The organism is Vogesella margarita (assembly GCF_028548475.1).
GTDB lineage: Bacteria > Pseudomonadota > Gammaproteobacteria > Burkholderiales > Chromobacteriaceae > Vogesella > Vogesella margarita.
The window spans coordinates 31,049-49,584 of record NZ_JAQQLE010000004.1; the positions used below are offsets into that span (position 1 = coordinate 31,049).

Annotated in this window: 17 protein-coding genes and 1 pseudogene; 14 read left to right on the top strand and 4 right to left on the bottom strand. The window is 66.1% G+C overall.

Going from position 1 to position 18,536, the window contains the following annotated elements; genetic code table 11:
• Positions 1-42 precede the first annotated feature (42 nt).
• The 3 genes from PQU96_RS06490 to PQU96_RS06500 all read right to left on the bottom strand — a co-directional run bounded on the left by PQU96_RS06490 (position 43) and on the right by PQU96_RS06500 (position 4,002).
• Positions 43-2,448, bottom strand: coding sequence for a S8 family serine peptidase (locus PQU96_RS06490; RefSeq protein ID WP_272771458.1), 2,406 nt, complete (start codon positions 2,446-2,448; stop codon positions 43-45).
• Between the two features lie 310 nt (positions 2,449-2,758).
• Complete coding sequence (locus PQU96_RS06495) at positions 2,759-3,085, bottom strand: hypothetical protein (protein WP_272771459.1); 327 nt, start codon at positions 3,083-3,085, stop codon at positions 2,759-2,761.
• Positions 3,086-3,306: 221 nt separating this feature from the next.
• Positions 3,307-4,002, bottom strand: a complete 696-nt coding sequence (locus PQU96_RS06500; RefSeq protein ID WP_272771460.1) for a pirin family protein — start codon at positions 4,000-4,002, stop codon at positions 3,307-3,309.
• Between the two features lie 265 nt (positions 4,003-4,267).
• On the opposite strand from PQU96_RS06500, the gene PQU96_RS06505 reads away from it, so the two are divergent.
• Positions 4,268-4,594 carry a hypothetical protein gene (locus PQU96_RS06505; RefSeq protein WP_272771461.1) on the top strand — a complete coding sequence of 109 codons (327 nt, stop codon included), beginning with the start codon at positions 4,268-4,270 and terminating at the stop codon, positions 4,592-4,594.
• Positions 4,595-4,863: 269 nt separating this feature from the next.
• On the opposite strand, the gene PQU96_RS06510 is transcribed toward PQU96_RS06505, so the two are convergent.
• Positions 4,864-6,564: an AMP-binding protein gene (locus PQU96_RS06510; RefSeq protein WP_272771462.1), complete on the bottom strand. Its 1,701-nt coding sequence runs from the start codon at positions 6,562-6,564 to the stop codon at positions 4,864-4,866.
• Between the two features lie 132 nt (positions 6,565-6,696).
• Between PQU96_RS06510 and PQU96_RS06515 the strand changes: the two genes are divergently transcribed.
• The 13 genes and pseudogenes from PQU96_RS06515 (at position 6,697) to PQU96_RS06570 (ending at position 18,330) form a co-directional block, all read left to right on the top strand.
• Positions 6,697-7,098, top strand: coding sequence for a MerR family transcriptional regulator (locus PQU96_RS06515; RefSeq protein ID WP_189353048.1), 402 nt, complete (start codon positions 6,697-6,699; stop codon positions 7,096-7,098).
• A gap of 179 nt (positions 7,099-7,277) precedes the next feature.
• Entirely contained in the window at positions 7,278-8,447 is a 1,170-nt protein-coding gene (locus tag PQU96_RS06520; protein ID WP_272771463.1) for an isovaleryl-CoA dehydrogenase, read from the top strand.
• Positions 8,448-8,519: 72 nt separating this feature from the next.
• Complete coding sequence (locus PQU96_RS06525) at positions 8,520-10,118, top strand: carboxyl transferase domain-containing protein (protein ID WP_272771464.1); 1,599 nt, start codon at positions 8,520-8,522, stop codon at positions 10,116-10,118.
• Positions 10,119-10,227: 109 nt separating this feature from the next.
• Complete coding sequence (locus PQU96_RS06530) at positions 10,228-11,019, top strand: enoyl-CoA hydratase/isomerase family protein (RefSeq protein ID WP_272771465.1); 792 nt, start codon at positions 10,228-10,230, stop codon at positions 11,017-11,019.
• Between the two features lie 135 nt (positions 11,020-11,154).
• Complete coding sequence (locus tag PQU96_RS06535; RefSeq protein WP_272771466.1) at positions 11,155-11,286, top strand: hypothetical protein; 132 nt, start codon at positions 11,155-11,157, stop codon at positions 11,284-11,286.
• Positions 11,276-12,613 (top strand): annotated as a pseudogene (locus tag PQU96_RS06540) (acetyl-CoA carboxylase biotin carboxylase subunit); the annotation flags it as partial. The gene PQU96_RS06535 and the pseudogene PQU96_RS06540, both read left to right, overlap by 11 nt.
• Positions 12,587-13,243, top strand: a complete 657-nt coding sequence (locus PQU96_RS15985; protein ID WP_444546106.1) for a biotin/lipoyl-containing protein — start codon at positions 12,587-12,589, stop codon at positions 13,241-13,243. The pseudogene PQU96_RS06540 and the gene PQU96_RS15985, both read left to right, overlap by 27 nt.
• A gap of 146 nt (positions 13,244-13,389) precedes the next feature.
• Positions 13,390-14,283 (top strand): hydroxymethylglutaryl-CoA lyase, encoded by an 894-nt coding sequence (locus PQU96_RS06545; protein WP_272771468.1) that lies wholly within the window; start codon positions 13,390-13,392, stop codon positions 14,281-14,283.
• Positions 14,284-14,458: 175 nt separating this feature from the next.
• A complete protein-coding gene (gene rfbB, locus PQU96_RS06550; RefSeq protein ID WP_272771469.1) occupies positions 14,459-15,526 on the top strand; it encodes a dTDP-glucose 4,6-dehydratase in 1,068 nt (355 codons plus the stop codon).
• Positions 15,523-16,428, top strand: coding sequence for a dTDP-4-dehydrorhamnose reductase (rfbD, locus tag PQU96_RS06555; protein ID WP_272771470.1), 906 nt, complete (start codon positions 15,523-15,525; stop codon positions 16,426-16,428). The genes rfbB and rfbD overlap by 4 nt, the downstream gene beginning before the upstream one ends.
• Complete coding sequence (gene rfbA / locus PQU96_RS06560) at positions 16,425-17,294, top strand: glucose-1-phosphate thymidylyltransferase RfbA (RefSeq protein ID WP_272771472.1); 870 nt, start codon at positions 16,425-16,427, stop codon at positions 17,292-17,294. The genes rfbD and rfbA overlap by 4 nt, the downstream gene beginning before the upstream one ends.
• A gap of 61 nt (positions 17,295-17,355) precedes the next feature.
• The gene (gene rfbC / locus PQU96_RS06565; protein ID WP_272771473.1) at positions 17,356-17,898 is read left to right on the top strand and encodes a dTDP-4-dehydrorhamnose 3,5-epimerase; all 543 of its coding nucleotides are present in this window, start codon (positions 17,356-17,358) and stop codon (positions 17,896-17,898) included.
• 93 nt (positions 17,899-17,991) lie between these two features.
• Positions 17,992-18,330, top strand: a complete 339-nt coding sequence (locus tag PQU96_RS06570) for a DUF2249 domain-containing protein (RefSeq protein ID WP_272771474.1) — start codon at positions 17,992-17,994, stop codon at positions 18,328-18,330.
• The last annotated feature ends 206 nt before the right edge of the window (positions 18,331-18,536 follow it).

Below are 18,536 nucleotides of genomic sequence, written 5' to 3' on the forward strand. Positions count from 1 at the left end.
CGGCGGGCGTGGGCAGCCTTGCGGCCAACCTTGCCCCCGCCGCTAGCGCACGACCAGCCCCACGCTCTGGCTGTGGCTCAGGCTGCCGCTGCTGCCTGTCACCTGCAGCTGATAGCTGCCGGCCGAGGTCGTCTTGGCGGTCTTGACGGTCAGCGTGGACGAACCGGCGCCGGCCACCGGATTGGGGCTGAAGCCGAAGGTGACGCCGGACGGCAGGTTGGAGACGCCGAGCGTGACGGCGCCGTTAAAGCCGTTCAGCGCGCTGACGGTGACGGTATAGCTGGTGCGGCTGCCGCGCTTCACCGTGCGGCTGGAGGGCGACACCGCCAGCGCGAAGTCCGCGCTCGGCGCCGTCACCAGCAGTGTGGCCGCGCTGCTGCGGCTCAGCCCGCCGCCGACGCCGCTGATCAGCAGCGGGTAGCTGCCGGCCGAGGTGGCGCTGCTGGTGCTCACGCTGAGGGTGGAAGAGCCGCTCCCGCCACTGAGCGGATCGGGACTGAAGCTGCCGCTGGCACCGGCCGGCAGGCCGCTGACGCCGAGATCGACACTGCTGCCGAAGCCGCCCGTGGCGGTGACGGTGGTGGTGTAGCTGGTGCTGCCACCGCTGACCACGCTGCGGCTGGCCGGGGTGGTGCTCAGCGAGAAGTCCGGGCTCGCCACCGTGGCGGCCAGCGGGCCGCGCGACAGGTCGAGTGCGAAGCTGCCACCCTTGCCCTTGTTGACGCCGTTCGGATCCTGGTCGCCCCACACCTCGATACGGTAGGTGCCGGCGACGGTCGGCATCGCGTGCAGCGTTTCCTGGCGGCCGAGTGCCACCAGCGGTGCGCGCGGTGCAGCGCAGTCCGTGCCTGCGCCCATGCAACCGCTGAACGACAGCTGCGTGCCGTCCGGCGCCAGCAGCCGGGCATCGAGATCCGGGTCCCACTGGTAGGCAAAACAGAAACCGAACAGGTACTGGGTACACAACGGCTGGCCGACGATGGTCACCGTGGCCGCCAGCGGCTGGCCCAGATCGCTCTCGGCAAGGCTGAAGCTGTGGCTCCACACCTGGTTGTTGCCGACACTGGCGTCCAGATGCACGGCGGTGGGCATCGCGGTGCGGACGCTGGCGGCGGCATTCTGCGCGCGGGCGACAAAGGCGTAGCCGTCGAGCAGGCCGGCGCCCCACTCGTTGTCCTTGCCGCTGGCGCCGCGATCCTGCGCGCTGCCCTCCAGCAGGCTGCGCACCTGCGCCGGATTGCCCTTCAGCGCCGGATTGGCCTCCAGCGCCAGCGCCACGGCACCGGCGACAAACGGCGTCGCCATCGAGGTGCCGCTGTAGGCGACGTAGTCCGCAACACTACCGGCCGCCGCCGCGGCAATACTGTGCCCCGGGCCGCAGATATCGGGCTTGATGTAGCTGGTGCTGGCATTTACCGTGATCGGGCCGCGGCTGGAGAACGCCGTCAGATACACGCCATCCGAATGGTTGACCGCAGCCGGCGATGCAGACCACTCGGCACAGGCGCCGACGGTGATCGCCCCTACCGCCGCGCCGGGCGAGCCGACGGTGCCGGGCTCGTCGCCATCATTGCCGGCGGCCACCACCAGTACCTTGCCTGCCGCCACCGCGGCATCCACCGCCTGGCTCATCGCGTCCTTGCCGTCAGCCGGCGGCAACGCTGCCAGGCTCATGGAAATGACGTGCACCCCGGCCTGCGCGGCGCACCACTGGATGCCGGCGACCACGTCGCTTTCCGCCCCGCTGCCCTGCGCGTCGAGCACCTTGGCGGCGTACAGCGCGGCGCCGCTGGCGACACCCCGGAACGCCGCGGCGGCCGACCCACCGCTGCCGTCTCCGGCGGCGATGGCGGCAACATGGGTGCCGTGGCCGTTATCGTCGTAGGCCACGCTGCGACCGGCGATATAGTCGATAAAGGCCGCCACCTTGCCGTTGTCCAGCTGCTCATGCTGCGGATCGACACCGGTGTCGACGGTACAGATACCAACATTGCGCCCGATCAGGCCACCCTCTGCCAGACCACGCGCCGCCTCGATGCCGAAGTCGGCGCGCGCGGCATTGAGCTGGGTGCGCACCGTGGCATCTTCCTCGATGCGCAGCAGACCCGGCGCGTGTAACAGCCCGCGGATCTGCGCCGCGCTGAGGCGGCCGGCAAAACCGGGGATGAGCCTGAATTCATGACGCGGCACGAAATTGCCCAGCGTCTGGCGTGCAGCCGCCGCCTGCGCCGGCTGCAAGAAGGTGAGCACCACGTCGAAGCGCGCGTCCGGCGCCGCCGTGGCGAGCTGCTGTTGCAGGCTGTCACCGAGGCCGTCGCCGTCGCGGTCTGCCAGCACCGCCACGCGGGCTGGCACTGGCGCATCGGCTGGCGGCGCGGCCAGCTTGACGGCAGAGGAGAAGGACGGCAATAGCAGGGCCAGACAGCAAAGCAGAATGGAATGACGCATGGCAGTACTCCCATGCCGGCGCACGGCCGAACCACGACGGCGACCCCACGCCTGCTTCCGGCCACCTCGCGCCTGGCCGCCCACACCCGAGGCGGAGGCATGCACACGCAGCGACCGGCTTTCTTGCAACGGCGCGGTTTGCTGTCACGCGCCAACCCAGCGCCTCCGGCGATCGCACCGCCGGCAACGTCATCTCACCGTTATAGAAGGCCACCGCTGAAAAGCCCACACCCGTCGCCGGCAGCGCGCCGCGCGGCATGGTAACCATGACGGCGGATGGCAGCGATGGCGGCGGCTTTGCCGGCAACCTTCACGCCCCGCCGTCGTCACCGCGCCGGAAGCGGCTCAGCAGCGCCTGCCATTGCGCGGCGGCACTGCCTTCCGGCTGCTGCAGGCGCAGCAGTTGCAGGTGCAGCAGCAGGTTTTCCAGCACCAGATGCGCGGTGGACAGCAGGTAGATCAGCTGGCACTCCTCTGCCGAGGCGCTGGCCTGCAGTTGCTCGTCGCGCTGCAGCAGATCGCTCAGCACCAGCCGCCGCAGCCGCTCCTCGTCCATCGGCAGGTCGGCAAAATCCAGCGGATCGCCCTGCTCCACCTCCTGCAGCAGCTGCAGCATTTCCTCCAGCCCCAGCTTCATCGCTTGTCCTCCCGGCTCCCCGACTTTGAGTGTAGCCAGTAAACACCGGCACGGTGGCACGGCCGACGGGCGGCCATGGCTGGCGCGCCATGCCGTGCAGACAGCCGCGGCCGGTACGTCAGCAGATCTTGCGGCCAACCTTGGCCGACACACGAGCCGGCAAGCCCCTGCGCCCCGCCCGGCCGGCAACACAGACAGCGACAGGTGGCGCGCGCGCCGGCTCAGGCCAGATCGAACAGCAGCGCCTGCAGCGGCTCGCTGCCGGTGTTGCGCAGGCTATAGGCCGGCAACTCGCTGACCCTGGCGCCATCGCCCGGCGCCAGTTGCACATCCGCCAGCTGCAGACTGCCGCGGATCAGGTGCACGTAGCTGCGGCGGCCGCTGGCCTGTGCGAAATCCAGCACCGCGCCCGGCGCCAGCAGCAGCTGGTACAACCGCGCGTCCTGACGGATGGCGAGGCTGCCGTCGGCGCCGTCCGGCGAGACCACCAGCGTCAGCCCCGGCTGCAGGCCGAAGTCCTTCTGCTGGTAGGCCGGCTCGCCGCCGGTCTCGCGCGGCTCAATCCAGATCTGCAGGAAGTGCAGCGGCGCGTCGTTGCTGGCGTTGAACTCGCTGTGCAGGATGCCGCGCCCGGCGCTCATCACCTGGAATTCACCGGCGCGCAGCACCGCCTCGTTGCCGGCGGAGTCGCGGTGGCGGATGGCGCCGTCGAGCACGTAGCTGATGATTTCCATGTCGCGGTGGCCGTGGGTGTCGAAGCCGGCGCGCGGCGCGACACGGTCGTCGTTGATCACGCGCAGGTCGGAAAATCCCATGTGTGCCGGATCGTAGTAGTGGCCGAAGGAAAAACTGTGACGGCTCTGCAGCCAGCCGAAATCGGCCTTGCCACGGGCGTGGGCGGGACGGATAGCAATCATGATCTGGTTCCTTGAGTGTGTGCTGACTGGCATGTGCGCTGACTGGCGGAGGCCAATCCCGATGCCGGCACTGTAGCGCCCGCGCCGCGCGCACCATAGCGGAAAAAACCGACGGCCCGTTCAGGAAAACCGAACAAGCCCGGGGCGCCATCCGCCAGCAGACAGGGCCAGTCGCCACCGGGCACCCCGCTTCACGATACAGCGGCTATAAAGCACTACAGGGTGTGGCAGCGGTGCACCCGTAACCGATACGGAGGCAGAGACCATGGGTGACAAGATCAATGAGCTGGTGGCCGGCTGGTGCAGCGGGACCGCCAGTGCCTATAGCTGCGACCTGCGCAGCTCTTCGGTGCGCAATGTGTCCGGCCCGGTGCCGGCGACGCTGGTGCGCGAGCTGGAAGCACTGGCCCACCTGCGGCAGCGCGATCCGGCGTGCATGGTCGGCGACCTGCTCGCCGCCGCCATCAGCGACGCGCTGGCTGCGCTGCCGGACAATGTACGCGCCCAGCTGAAGGAAGACCTCATCGCCACCGAGCGCGCCGAGGCGGAGGAAAAGCGCGAGGTGCTGAGCTGGCACGTGGGCGGGACCTAGGCGCTGGCGGTTGCCGGCAACCCGCCGGTGAGCGCCTGGCCGCAGGCCAACTCGCCACCGGCCGCAGCGTTTGCCATCGGCCCCAAGGCAAACCGGGCACGGACCAATATTCGCCGCCATGCTGCGCGCCGGCCGGCAGCGGTTGAGTGCGGCCGGCCGGTAGCCCTTGCGGCCAACGTTGGCCGCCCACCTCCCCAAAAAACAACCGTGGCGGTGGCGACACCGCGCACGGTTGCTGTTGACGGGGTAAACCGCAAGGCGCCGGCGCGTCAGGCGGTCCTGGCTTCGTCCAGCCCCAGTTTGTCCTTCATCTGCTGGCGCATCATGAATTTCTGGATCTTGCCGGTGATGGTCATCGGGAAGGCGTCGACGAACTCGATGTAGCGCGGGATCTTGTAGTGCGCGATCTGGCCGTCGCAGAAGGCGCGGATCTCCTCCGCGGTGCAGCTTTCGCCGTCGCGCAGCCGTATCCACGCGCACAGCTCCTCTCCGTACTTGGCGTCCGGCACGCCGACCACCTGCACGTCCTGCACCTTGGGATGGCGGTACAGGAATTCCTCGATCTCGCGCGGGTAGATGTTCTCGCCGCCGCGGATCACCATGTCCTTCACGCGGCCGACAATATTGCAGTAGCCGTCATCGTCCAGCACCGCCAAGTCGCCGGTGTGCATCCAGCCGGCGGCGTCGATCGCCTCGCGCGTCTTCTCCTCGTCGCCCCAGTAACCCAGCATCACCGAGTAGCCGCGGGTGAGCAGCTCGCCGGTTTCGCCGCGCGGCACGATGCGGCCCTCGACGTCGACAATCTTGACCTCGACATGCGGGTGGATGCGGCCAACGGTGGACACCTTCTTTTCCACCGGGGTGTCGGTATGGCTCTGGAAGCTGACCGGGCTGGTCTCGGTCATGCCGTAGGCAATGGTGACCTCGGCCATGTGCATCTGCGCCACCACCCGCTCCATCACCGAGATCGGGCACGGGCTGCCGGCCATGATGCCGGTGCGCAGCGTGGACAGGTCGAACTCGGCGAAGCGCGGGTGATCCAGCACCGCGATGAACATCGTCGGCACGCCGTGCAGCGCGGTGCATTTTTCTTCCGCCACCGCTTGCAGCACCGCCAGCGGCTCGAAGGCCTCGGACGGAAACACCATCGCCGCGCCGTGGGTCACGCAGGCCAGCACGCCCAGCACCATGCCGAAGCAGTGGTATAGCGGCACCGGAATGCACAGCCGGTCGTGCTCGGTGAGCCGCATCGCCTCGCCGACGAAAAAGCCGTTGTTGAGGATGTTGTGATGGGTGAGCGTGGCGCCCTTGGGGCTGCCGGTGGTGCCGGAGGTGAACTGGATATTGATGGCGTCGTCGAACTGCAGCGTGGTGCCGATTGCGGCCAACGTTTGCCGCTCTTCCGCCGTCGGTTCGGCCAGCAGCGCCGGGAAGTTGAGCATGCCCGCCGTCGCCTCCTCGCCCAGGCGGATCACCCAGCGCAGCGCCGGCAGCTTCGCCGCCTGCAATTCGCCAGCTTGGCTTGCGCCCAGCTCCGGCGCGAGGTCGTTCACCATCGCCAGGTAGTCGCTGCTCTTGAAGCTGGGCGCCAGCACCAGCGCGCGGCAATCGACCTTGTTCAGCGCGTACTCCAGCTCGCTGCGGCGGTAGGCCGGATTGATGTTGACCAGCACCAGCCCGGCCTTGGCGGTGGCGAACTGCATCAGCAGCCACTCGCTGTTGTTCTGTGACCAGATGCCGATGCGCTCGCCCGTCTGCAGCCCCAGCCGGCGCAGGCCGCAGGCGAGGCGCGTCACCTGTTCCTGTAGCTCGGCATACGTCCAGCGTATGCCCTGATGACGCACGATCAGCGCGTCACGTTCGGCAAAACGGCGGCAGGCGTCGTCAAAAAACCGGCCGATGGTCTGGCCGATCAGCGGCTTGTCACCGGTGCCGTGCACATAACTGGGTAGAGCGGACATCGACGTCATGGTGTGTTCTCCGTTGCATTGTGCTGTTATCGCTTTGCCATAAACTTACTATTACGTTAACGTAAACTCAAGCCTTGTCGCGGCAAGGCCGGCAAAAAACGCTACAATCGCGCCAGACCAACAGGAACCATCATGAGCGAAGAACGCCTTTTCACCATTTCCGACCTGGCACGCGATTTCGACATCACGTTGCGCACCATCCGCTTCTACGAGGAACAAGGCCTGATCGAGCCGCAGCGCGAAGGCCGCCAGCGCCTGTTCACCCACCGCGACCGCGCGCGGCTGAAGCTGATCCTGCGCGGCAAGCGCATTGGCCTCGCCCTGTCGGAGATCCGAGAGATCCTGGACCTGTACGAACTGGCGCGCGACGAGGCCAGCCAGTCGCTGAAGCTGCTGCAGCTGTTGTCCGAGCGCAAGAAGCAGCTGGAAGAACAACGCAACGACATCGACGCGGTGCTGTCCGAGATCGTGGTGCTGGAAGGCCACTGCCGCCAGGTAATCGACACCATGACCGGCAAGGACGCCACAAACTGAGGCTTTCACGCCATCCCGACGGATGGTTTCGTCATTTCGTATTGACGTTAACGTAAGCGTAATTCAAAATTAAGCCATGCATCAGCGCAGATGGCGCAATCGCCGCCATCCGCTACAACACAGAGATAGCCGCCACGAGATGCCAAGGGCACCGGGCAGTTCGCATAAAGGAGAGAGACATGTACAGCAGCTTGCGCTTTGCCCACGGTGACACCTACGACATGCTGCGCGAAACGGTGCGCGACTTCGCCCAGAGCGAGATCGCGCCGCGCGCCGCCGACATCGACCGCGACAACCTGTTCCCGGCCGACCTGTGGCAGAAGTTCGGCGATCTCGGCCTCTTGGGCATCACCGTCAGCGAGGAATACGGCGGCGCCAACATGGGCTATCTCGCGCACATGATAGCGATGGAGGAAATCAGCCGCGCCAGCGCCTCGGTCGCCCTCTCCTACGGCGCGCACTCCAACCTGTGCGTGAACCAGATCTACAAGAATGGCAATGAAGAACAGAAACGCAAGTACCTGCCCAAGCTGATCTCCGGCGAACATATCGGCGCACTGGCAATGTCCGAGCCGAACGCCGGCTCCGACGTGGTGAGCATGAAGCTGCGCGCCGACAAGGTCGACGGCGGCTACAAGCTTAACGGCAGCAAGATGTGGATCACCAACGGCGGCGACGCCGACACCCTGGTGGTGTACGCCAAGACCGACGTCAACGCCGGCCCGAAAGGCATCACCGCCTTCATCATCGAGAAGGGCTTTGCCGGCTTCAGCCACGGCAGCAAGCTGGACAAGCTGGGCATGCGCGGCTCCAACACCTACCCGATCTTCTTTGACGACTGCTTCGTGCCGGAAGAAAACGTGCTGGGCGGCGAAGGCAACGGCGTCAAGGTGCTGATGAGCGGCCTGGACTTCGAACGCGCGGTGCTGTCCGCCGGCCCGCTGGGCATCATGCAGGCGTGCATGGACGTGACCGTGCCCTACCTCAACGACCGCAAGCAGTTCGGCCAGGCCATCGGCGACTTCCAGCTGATGCAGGGCAAGCTGGCCGACATGTACGTGAAACTGTCCGCCAGCCGCGCCTACGTCTACGCCGTCGGCCAGGCGCTGGACCGCGGCGAATCCGGCCGCCAGACGCGCAAGGACGCCGCCGGCGCCATCCTCTACGCCGCCGAAGCGGCAACCCAGATGGCGCTGGACGCCATCCAGTGCCTGGGCGGCAACGGCTATATCAACGAATACCCGACCGGCCGCCTGCTGCGCGACGCCAAGCTGTACGAGATCGGCGCCGGCACCAGCGAAATCCGCCGCTGGCTGATCGGCCGCGAACTGATGGCCGAGACCCGCTAAGCGCGGCTCGCCAAGCCCAAGCGGTGCGGCCAACCTTGCCGCACCTTGTTCCGTACCGATAGAGGCGCAACCATGCCCATCATCGAATCCAAGCTCTCCCCCCGCGCCGCCGATTTCCAGGCCAACGCCGAGAAAATGCGCAGCATCGTGGCCGACCTGAAAGAAAAAGTCGCCAAGGCCGCGAACGGCGGCGGCGACAAGGCGCGCGCCAAGCACGTGGCCCGTGGCAAACTGCTGCCGCGCGAGCGCATCGACCTGCTGCTGGATGCCGGCTCGCCGTTCCTGGAGCTGTCGCAGTTGGCCGCATACGGCATGTATGGCGACGACGCGCCGGGCGCCGGCGTGATTACCGGCATCGGCCGCATCGGCGGCATCGAATGCCTGATCGTGGCCAACGACGCCACCGTCAAGGGCGGCACCTACTACCCGATGACGGTCAAGAAACACCTGCGCGCGCAGGAAGTCGCCCGCGAAAACCGCCTGCCCTGCGTCTATCTGGTCGACTCCGGCGGCGCCTTCCTGCCGCTGCAGGATGAGGTGTTCCCCGACCGCGACCACTTCGGCCGCATCTTCTACAACCAGGCCAATCTGTCCGCCGCCGGCATTCCGCAAATTGCGGTGGTGATGGGCAGCTGCACCGCCGGCGGTGCCTATGTGCCGGCAATGAGCGACGAGACGGTGATTGTCAAGGAACAAGGCACCATCTTCCTCGGCGGACCGCCGCTGGTGAAGGCCGCCACCGGCGAGGTGGTATCGGCGGAAGAACTGGGCGGCGGCGACGTGCATACCCGCGTGTCCGGCGTGGCCGACCACCTGGCGCAGAACGATGCGCACGCACTGGCCATCGCCCGCCGCATCGTGTCCGACCTCAACTGGCGCAAGCAGGGCGAACTGGACCGTGCCGAGCCGAAGCCGCCGCGCTACGCCGCCGAAGAAATCTACGGCGTGATTCCGGCCGACCCGAAAAAACCGTTCGACGTGCGCGAGATCATCGCCCGCCTGGTGGACGACTCCGACTTCGACGAATTCAAGCAGAACTACGGGACTACTTTAGTAACAGGCTTCGCCCGATTAAACGGGTACCGCGTCGGCATCATCGCCAACAACGGCATCCTGTTTTCGGAGTCGGCCCTCAAAGGCGCCCACTTTGTGGAGCTGTGCTGCCAGCGCGGCATCCCGCTGATCTTCCTGCAGAACATCACCGGCTTCATGGTGGGCAAGAAGTACGAAAACGGCGGCATCGCCAAGGACGGCGCCAAGCTGGTCACCGCGGTCGCCTGCGCCAGCGTGCCCAAGTTCACCGTGCTGATCGGCGGCAGCTTCGGCGCCGGCAACTACGGCATGTGCGGCCGCGCCTACTCGCCGCGCTTCCTGTGGATGTGGCCGAACAGCCGCATCTCGGTAATGGGTGGCGAACAGGCTGCCGGCGTGCTGGCCCAGGTGAAGAAAGAACAACTGGGCGACGCGTTCACCCCGGAGCAGGAAGAAGCGCTGAAAGCCCCGGTGCGCGAACAGTACGAACACCAGGGCCACCCCTACTACGCCAGCGCACGGCTATGGGACGACGGCGTGATCGACCCGGCACAAACCCGCGACGTGCTGAGCCTGGCGCTGGAAGCCAGCCTGTCGGCGCCGGTGGACAAGACGCGCTTTGGCGTGTTCCGGATGTAACCTTTGTGAATTAGCCACGGAAGAACACGGACAAACCCTCAATGCAGCACTGCTTTTTCCGTGTCTTTCCGTGTGCTCCCGTGGCTAACTAGAAAAGAAAGGTTTTCAAATGACCTACAGCACTTTGGAAATCGAACGCGCCGGACAGGTCGCCACCGTGTGGATGAACCGCCCCGAGCTGCACAACGCGATGAACGAGCACCTGATCGCCGACCTCACCGCCGCCTTCCGCACCCTGAACGAGGATGCCGGCGTGCGCGTGATCGTGCTGGCCGGCCGCGGCAAGAGCTTCTCCGCTGGCGCCGATCTGGACTGGATGCGCCGCGCCGCCGGTTACGGCGAGGCGCAGAACCTCGACGACGCGCGCAAGCTGGCGGCGATGCTCAAGGGCATCTACCGCAGCAAGAAGCCGGTGATCGCCCGTATCCACGGCGCAGCGATGGCCGGCGGTACCGGACTGACTGCGGTGTGCGACATCGCCATCGCCACCGACGCCGCCAAGTTCGCGCTGACCGAGGTACGCCTGGGGCTGATCCCGGCCACCATCGGCCCTTATGTCGCCGATGCCATCGGCTGGCGCCAGGCGCGACGCTACTTCCTGACCGCCGAGCGCATCGACGCCGCCACCGCCGAACGCATCGGCCTGGTGCACGAGATCGTGACTGCGGACGCGCTGGACGCGCGCGTGGCCGAGGTGGCCGCCGAGCTGGTCCGTGGCGGCCCGCACGCGCTGACCGCCGCCAAGGAACTGCTGGGTGATCTGCGCCAGGACTCGCCGCTGGACGACACGCTGCTGGACGATACCGCACACGCCATCGCCGCCATCCGCGTCACCGACGAGGCACGCGAAGGCCTGGCCGCCTTCTTCGACAAGCGCCCGCCACAGTGGGTCAAGGATTGAGCACCCTGCTCTTGCGGCCAAGCTTTGACGTTGGCCGCAAGTAGCCCAAGACCAAGTACCAGCAAACCCGAACTGGCGGACTCCACCGGATGCTCCTCCCTTCAAGCGAACAGACAAGAAAAGGGAAAACTCCCAATGTTCACCAAGATTCTGATTGCCAACCGTGGCGACCAGCAGCCGCAAGGCTGCGCAGCTGCGCAGCAAAATTGCCTGGCGGCACGCAAGTGCCGCGGCGAATTCGCCACGGGAGATCACTATGTTTACTAAGATCCTCATCGCCAACCGTGGCGAAATCGCCTGCCGCGTCATCAAGACCGCCCGTGCTATGGGCGTGACCACCGTGGCGGTGTATTCCGATGCCGACGCCAATGCCCGCTTCGTGAAGCTGGCGGATGAAGCCTACCGGCTGGGGCCGGCGCCGGCAGCCGAGTCCTACCTCAAGGCTGATCTCATCCTCGACATCGCCCGCAGCAGCGGCGCACAGGCGGTGCATCCGGGTTACGGCTTTCTGTCGGAGAACGAGGACTTCGCCGCCGCCTGCGAGGCCGCCGGCATCGCCTTCATCGGCCCACCGGCCAGCGCCATTGCCGCCATGGGCAGCAAGTCCGCCGCCAAGGCACTGATGGAGCGCGCCAATGTGCCGCTGGTGCCGGGCTACCACGGTGACGATCAGGATGAGCAATTGCTGAAGAACCAGGCCGACGCCATCGGCTACCCGGTGCTGATCAAGGCCAGCGCCGGCGGTGGTGGCAAGGGCATGCGCATCGTGGAACGCGGCGACGACTTCCTCGCCGCGCTGGCCAGCTGCCAGCGCGAGGCGCGCGCCAGCTTTGGCGACGACAAAGTGCTGGTAGAGAAATACCTGACTCGCCCGCGGCATGTAGAAATTCAAGTCTTCGCCGACAGCCTCGGCGGTTGTGTCTACCTGTTCGAGCGCGACTGCTCGGTGCAGCGCCGCCACCAGAAAGTGCTGGAAGAAGCCCCTGCCCCGCACCTGCCGGCAGAAACCCGCCAGGCCATGGGCGAAGCGGCAGTCGCTGCCGCCCGCGCCGTGGGCTATGTGGGCGCCGGCACGGTGGAATTCATCATGGACGTGGACAGCGGCAAGTTCTACTTCATGGAAATGAACACCCGCCTGCAAGTGGAACACCCGGTAACCGAGATGATCACCGGCCAGGACCTGGTGGCCTGGCAGCTGAAGGTGGCCAGCGGCCAGCCGCTGCCGTTGCAGCAGCATGAGCTTGCTATCCACGGCCACAGCATCGAGGCGCGCATCTACGCCGAGGACCCGGACAAGGGCTTCCTGCCGGCCACCGGCACCCTGCTGCACCTGGTGCCGCCAGTAGAAAATGCCCACGTGCGGGTGGATACCGGCGTACTGCAGGGCGATACCATCTCGCCGTTCTACGACCCGATGATCGCCAAGCTGATCGTGTGGGGCGAAACCCGCGAAGCGGCGCTGCAGCAGCTGGACGCGGCTCTGGCTGCATATCAGGTGGTGGGCGTCACCACCAATATCCGCTTCCTGCGCCGCATTGCGGCCAACCCGGCGTTTGCCAACGGCGACGTGGATACCGGCCTGATTGCCCGCTACCACGACAGCCTGCTGCCCACACCGGCCGCCCCCGACAGCGAACAGCTGGCGCTGCTGGCGCTGGGCGAGGTGCTGGCCAGCGCCAGCAGCGACAACCATGCCTTCGGCGCGCTGCAGGGCTGGCGCCTGAACGGCACACAGCAACGCCGCATCGGCTTTGCCCACGGCGAGCAGCGCTGCGAAGTCGTGCTGCAGCATGACGGCCAGGGCTTTGTGCTTGCCATCGGCGACGACACCTTCCACGCCAGCGCCAGCCTGCACGGCAGCCGGCTTGCGGCCAACCTTGGCGGCAAACAGCTGCAGGCCACGCTGGTGCGCCACGGGCTGCAGCGCGTGCTGTTTGCCGACGGCGAACGCATTGCCGTGGACTACCTCGACCCTTACGCCTATGAAGAAGCAGGCGTGCACGGCGAGACCCATCTCAAGGCACCGATGCCGGGCCGCGTGGTGGCGCTGCTGGCCGAAAGCGGCCAGACCGTGGCCAAGGGCGAACCGCTGCTGATCCTGGAAGCGATGAAGATGGAACACACCATTGCCGCCCCGGCCGACGGCAAGGTGCTGGCCTTCTACTTTGCCGCCGGCGAGCAGGTGAACGACGGCGACGAGCTGGTGGATTTCGAGGCGGACTGATTGTTTATTTGCCACGGAAGCACACGGAAAACACAGACAAAGCCAAAGGCCCCTCGCACGCGGCAAGGGCTGACAACGGTTTACCCTTAGAGCCCGTTTTTCTTCCGTGCCTTCGGTATACTTCCGTGACGAAAAAGGAACTCAGCATGACGCACGTAAAGATCGTCGAAGTCGGCCCGCGCGACGGGCTGCAGAATGAAAAGCACAGCATCGGCCTGGACACCAAGCTGGAGCTGATCCGTCGTCTGGGCGACAGCGGCCTGAAATGCATCGAGGCCGGTGCCTTCGTATCGCCCAAGTGGGTGCCGCAGATGGCAGACAGCCTGCAGGTGCTGCAGGCACTGGACATGAATGCCGGCATCGACTACCCGGTGCTGGTGCCCAATGACAAGGGCCTGGATGCGGCGCTGGAAGCCGGCGTGCGCGAGATCGCGGTGTTCGGCGCCGCGAGCGAAGCGTTCAGCCAGAAGAACATCAACGCCAGCATTGCCGAAAGCCTGCAGCGCTTCGAATCGGTGATGAAGCGAGCACAGGCAGCCGGCATCAAGGTGCGTGGCTACGTGTCCTGCGTGGTGGGCTGCCCGTACGAGGGAGAAGTCGCGCCATACAAGGTGGCCGAAGTGGCACGCGCACTGTACGACATGGGCTGCTACGAGATTTCGCTGGGCGACACCATCGGCGTGGGCACACCCAACAAGGTAACGGCAATGCTGGATACGGTATGCGAAGTGGTGCCGGTGCAGAAACTGGCCGGCCACTTCCACGATACTTACGGCATGGCCATCGCCAACATCCACACCGCACTACAGGCCGGGGTGCGTACCTTCGACAGCTCGGTATCCGGCCTGGGCGGCTGCCCGTATGCGCGCGGCGCCTCCGGCAACGTGGCCACCGAGGACGTGGTGTACCTGCTGCACGGCCTGGGCTACCACACCGGCGTGGATCTGGACAAACTGGCGGCAACGTCGTGGTTCATTGCCGAGGCTCTGGTGCGCGACCCGGGCTCGCGCTATGCCAAGGCCCGCGGCCTGAGCAACTGAGCCCTTGCCGTCCACGCGGCCAGCCGGCGACCAGGGTCGCCGGCTGGCCGTTGTCTTTGCCGCTGCCGGTGGCTCGTGTTGCGCTGCCAAGGCAAGTACAATCCGGCAGCAAGCAGCGCCGTGGGGGCGCTGCCACGTGGCACCTTCCCGAGCGACTTCGCGAGCAAAGAGCAACATGACCATTCTGGTAACCGGCGGTGCCGGCTTCATCGGCGGCAATTTCGTGCTGGACTGGCTGGCCGGCAGTGACGAGCCGGTCGTCAACCTGGACAAGCTGACCTACGCCGGCAACCTTCAGACGCTGGCCGGCCTGCAAGGCGATACGCGGCACCGCTTCGTGCACGGCGACATCGGCGACCGCGCGCTGCTGGGCCGCCTGCTGGCAGAACACCAGCCGCGTGCGGTGATCAACTTCGCAGCAGAGAGCCACGTCGACCGCTCGCTGCACGGCCCCGGCGACTTCATCGACACCAATGTCGTCGGCACCTTCAATCTGCTGGAAGCGGTACGTGCCTACTGGAACGAGCTACCTGCCGCAGACAAAAGCGCCTTCCGCCTGCTGCACGTGTCCACCGACGAGGTCTACGGCACCTTGGCCGCAGAGGATGCACCGTTTACCGAAGCACACCGCTACCAGCCGAACAGCCCGTACTCCGCCAGCAAGGCCGCGTCCGACCATCTGGTGCGCGCCTGGCACCACAGCTACGGTCTGCCGGTACTGACTACTAATTGCAGCAACAACTACGGCCCCTACCACTTCCCGGAAAAACTGATCCCGCTGGTCATTCTCAACGCGCTGGCCGGCAAGCCGCTGCCGATCTACGGCGACGGCCAGCAGATCCGCGACTGGCTGTACGTAAAGGACCACTGCGCCGCCCTCCGCCGCGTGCTGGACGCCGGCACGCCGGGCGAGACCTACAACGTCGGAGGCTGGAACGAGAAGACCAACCTCGACGTGGTGCGCACCATCTGCGCGCTGCTGGACGAATTGCGCCCGCGCGCCGACGGCAAAGGCTACGCCGAACAGATCAGCTATGTGCAGGACCGCCCCGGCCACGACCGCCGCTACGCGATCGATGCGCGCAAGCTGGAACGCGAGCTGGGCTGGAAACCGGCGGAAACCTTCAATTCCGGCATCCGCAAGACTGTCCAGTGGTATCTGGACAACCAGGACTGGGTTACAGGCGTCACCAGCGGCCACTACCGCGACTGGCTGGAGCGGCAATACGGTGAGCAGGCATGAGCCGGCCAGCCACCATCCTCATCACCGGCAGCAGCGGCCAGGTCGGCTTCGAGCTCCAGCGCGCGCTGGTGCTGCACGGCAGGCTGATCTGCCCCGACCGCAGCCAGTTCGACCTGTCGCAGCCGGCCACGCTGACGGCGGCACTGGATGCCTGGCAGCCCGACATCATCGTCAACCCGGCCGCCTACACCGCCGTTGACCGCGCCGAAGACGAGCCGGCGCTGGCCCACGCCATCAACGCAGAATCCGTGGCGGCGATGGCCCGCTGGGCGGCGGCCAACAAGGCGCTGCTGGTGCACTACTCCACCGACTACGTGTTCGACGGCAGCAAGGATGACGCCTGGCGCGAGGACGATGCCGCCAACCCGCAGTCGGTCTACGGCCTGAGCAAGTGGTTGGGCGAACAGGCGATCCGCGATAGCGGCTGCCGCCATTTCATCCTGCGCAGCTCGTGGGTGGCCGGCGTCTACGGCCAGAACTTCCTGAAGACCATGCTGCGCCTGGCCGCCAGCCGCGACAGGCTGGCCGTAGTCGCCGACCAGTTCGGCGCACCGACCCCGGCCAGCCTGCTGGCCGACGTATCGGCCAACCTTGTCGCACGCTGCCAGGCCGATGCCGGGCAGCCCTACGGCACCTATCATGTTGTCGCCCAGGGACGCACCAGCTGGCACGAATATGCCTGCTTCGTCATCGCGCTGGCTCGCGACGCCGGCTGGCCGCTGGCCCTGGCCGGGGCGCCGCGCGCCATCGCCAGCCGCGACTACCCGCAAAAAGCCGTCCGCCCGGCCAATTCACAACTGGATTGCAGCAAGTTGATGCACACCTTCGACCTGAACCTGCCACCGTGGCAGGACGCGGTACGCCAGCTGTTCCAGACCATAGACGATGCGAGAAAACCATGAAGCGCAAAGGCATCATCCTGGCCGGCGGTTCCGGCACCCGCCTCTACCCGGCCACCCTCGCCGTCAGCAAGCAATTGCTGCCGATCTACGACAAACCGATGATCTATTACCCGCTGAGCACGCTGATGCTGGCCGGTATTCGCGAGATCCTGATCATCTCCACACCGCAGGACACCCCCCGCTTCAGGCAATTGCTGGGCGACGGCAGCCAGTGGGGCATCCGGCTGGAGTACACGGTGCAGCCCAGCCCGGACGGGCTCGCGCAAGCCTTCATCCTCGGCGAATCCTTCCTCGCCGGCGCGCCGTCGGCGCTGGTACTGGGCGACAACATCTTCTACGGCAACGACTTCCAGAAGCTGCTGCAGCGGGCCAACAGAAAAGATAGCGGCGCCTCGGTGTTTGCCTATCACGTCAACGATCCGGAGCGCTACGGCGTGGTGGAGTTCGATGCCGCCGGCCGCGCCGTCAGCATCGAAGAAAAACCGCAGCAGCCCAAGTCCAACTACGCCGTCACCGGCCTGTACTTCTACGACGAACAGGTGGTCGACATCGCCAAGTCGCTCAAGCCGTCGCCGCGTGGTGAGCTGGAAATCACCGACGTCAATGCCGCCTACCTGCGACAGGGCACGCTGGAGGTGCAGACCATGGGCCGCGGCTATGCCTGGCTGGATACCGGCACCCACGAATCGATGCTGGAGGCCGGCCAGTTCATCGCCACGCTAGAAAAGCGCCAAGGCCTGAAGGTGGCCTGTCCGGAAGAAATCGCCTACTGTGCCGGCTGGATCGACGCAGCCCAGGTGGAAAAGCTGGCCGCGCCGCTGAAGAAGAATGCCTACGGCCAGTATCTGCTGGCCATGCTCCGTTAATCCTGCCAGGGTTGGCCGCACGCCGTGTTGCGGCCAACCTTGTTCCATCCCGGCCATCCGCATGAACATCACCGCTACCGCCATTCCCGACGTCAAAATCATCGAACCCAAGGTCTTCGGTGACGAGCGCGGCTTCTTCTACGAGAGCTTCCACCAGCAACGCTTCGATGATGCCATCGGCCGTCATGTCGAGTTCGTGCAGGACAACCACTCCCGCTCCAGCCGCGGCGTGCTGCGCGGCCTGCACTACCAGCTGCCGCCGCAGGCACAAGGCAAGCTGGTGCGCTGTGTGGCCGGCGAAGTGTTCGATGTCGCCGTCGACCTGCGCCGCGGCGCCGCCACCTTCGGGCAATGGGTCGGTGTACTGCTGTCGGCGGCCAACCATCGCCAGCTGTGGATTCCGGAAGGCTTCGCCCACGGCTTCGTCACGCTCAGCGATCACGCCGAATTCCTGTACAAGACCACCGCCTACTGGAGCCCACAGCACGAGCGCGCGCTACGCTGGGACGACCCGCAGCTGGCGATCGCCTGGCCGCTGCGCGACGGGGTGCAGCTGTCGGCCAAGGACCTCGCCGCCCCCCTGCTGGCGGACGCCGAATACTGAGCGACCGGCCGCCGTGCCGATGCTTATTTTGCCTCAAGGAAAGCGGCGCGGCGGCTGCGTAAGCTGGGCACTGTTACAGACAGGAGTCCATCCATGCACACCCACACCTCTGACTTGTCGGTTTTCCCTTTTGATGCGCGCGGCGTGGCCAAGCGTTTCCGTCATGCAGCCATCTTTGGCGCGCTGGAATCGCTGAACCATGGCGAGCGCATGCGCTTCGTCAACGACCACGACCCGCTGCCCCTGCTCGGCCAGATCGAGCAGCGCTACGGTGGCCAGGTGCTGATCAACTACGTGGAGCGCTCGCCGCAACAGGTCGTCATCGACTTCACCATCCACGTCGCCGACAGCGAGCCGGCTCCGGCCCAGGCACCGGCGCAACAGCAAGGCGGTTGTGGCGGTGGCGGTGGTTGCGGCTGCTCCGGCGGCTAAGAACGTGTTCACGATCTCGCGAGCTAGAGCGAGACAAGGCGAAAACGGCTGAGGAAGCGGAGTTTACAAGTAGTAAACGAGCATTCCGAAGGCGTTTTTAACGCGTATCGCCGACGCGCAGCAGATCATGAACAGGTTCTAAGCGATACGGCAACGGGCCGGCATATTGCCGGTCCGTTTTGCTTTGTGTGAACGGCACACCAGCA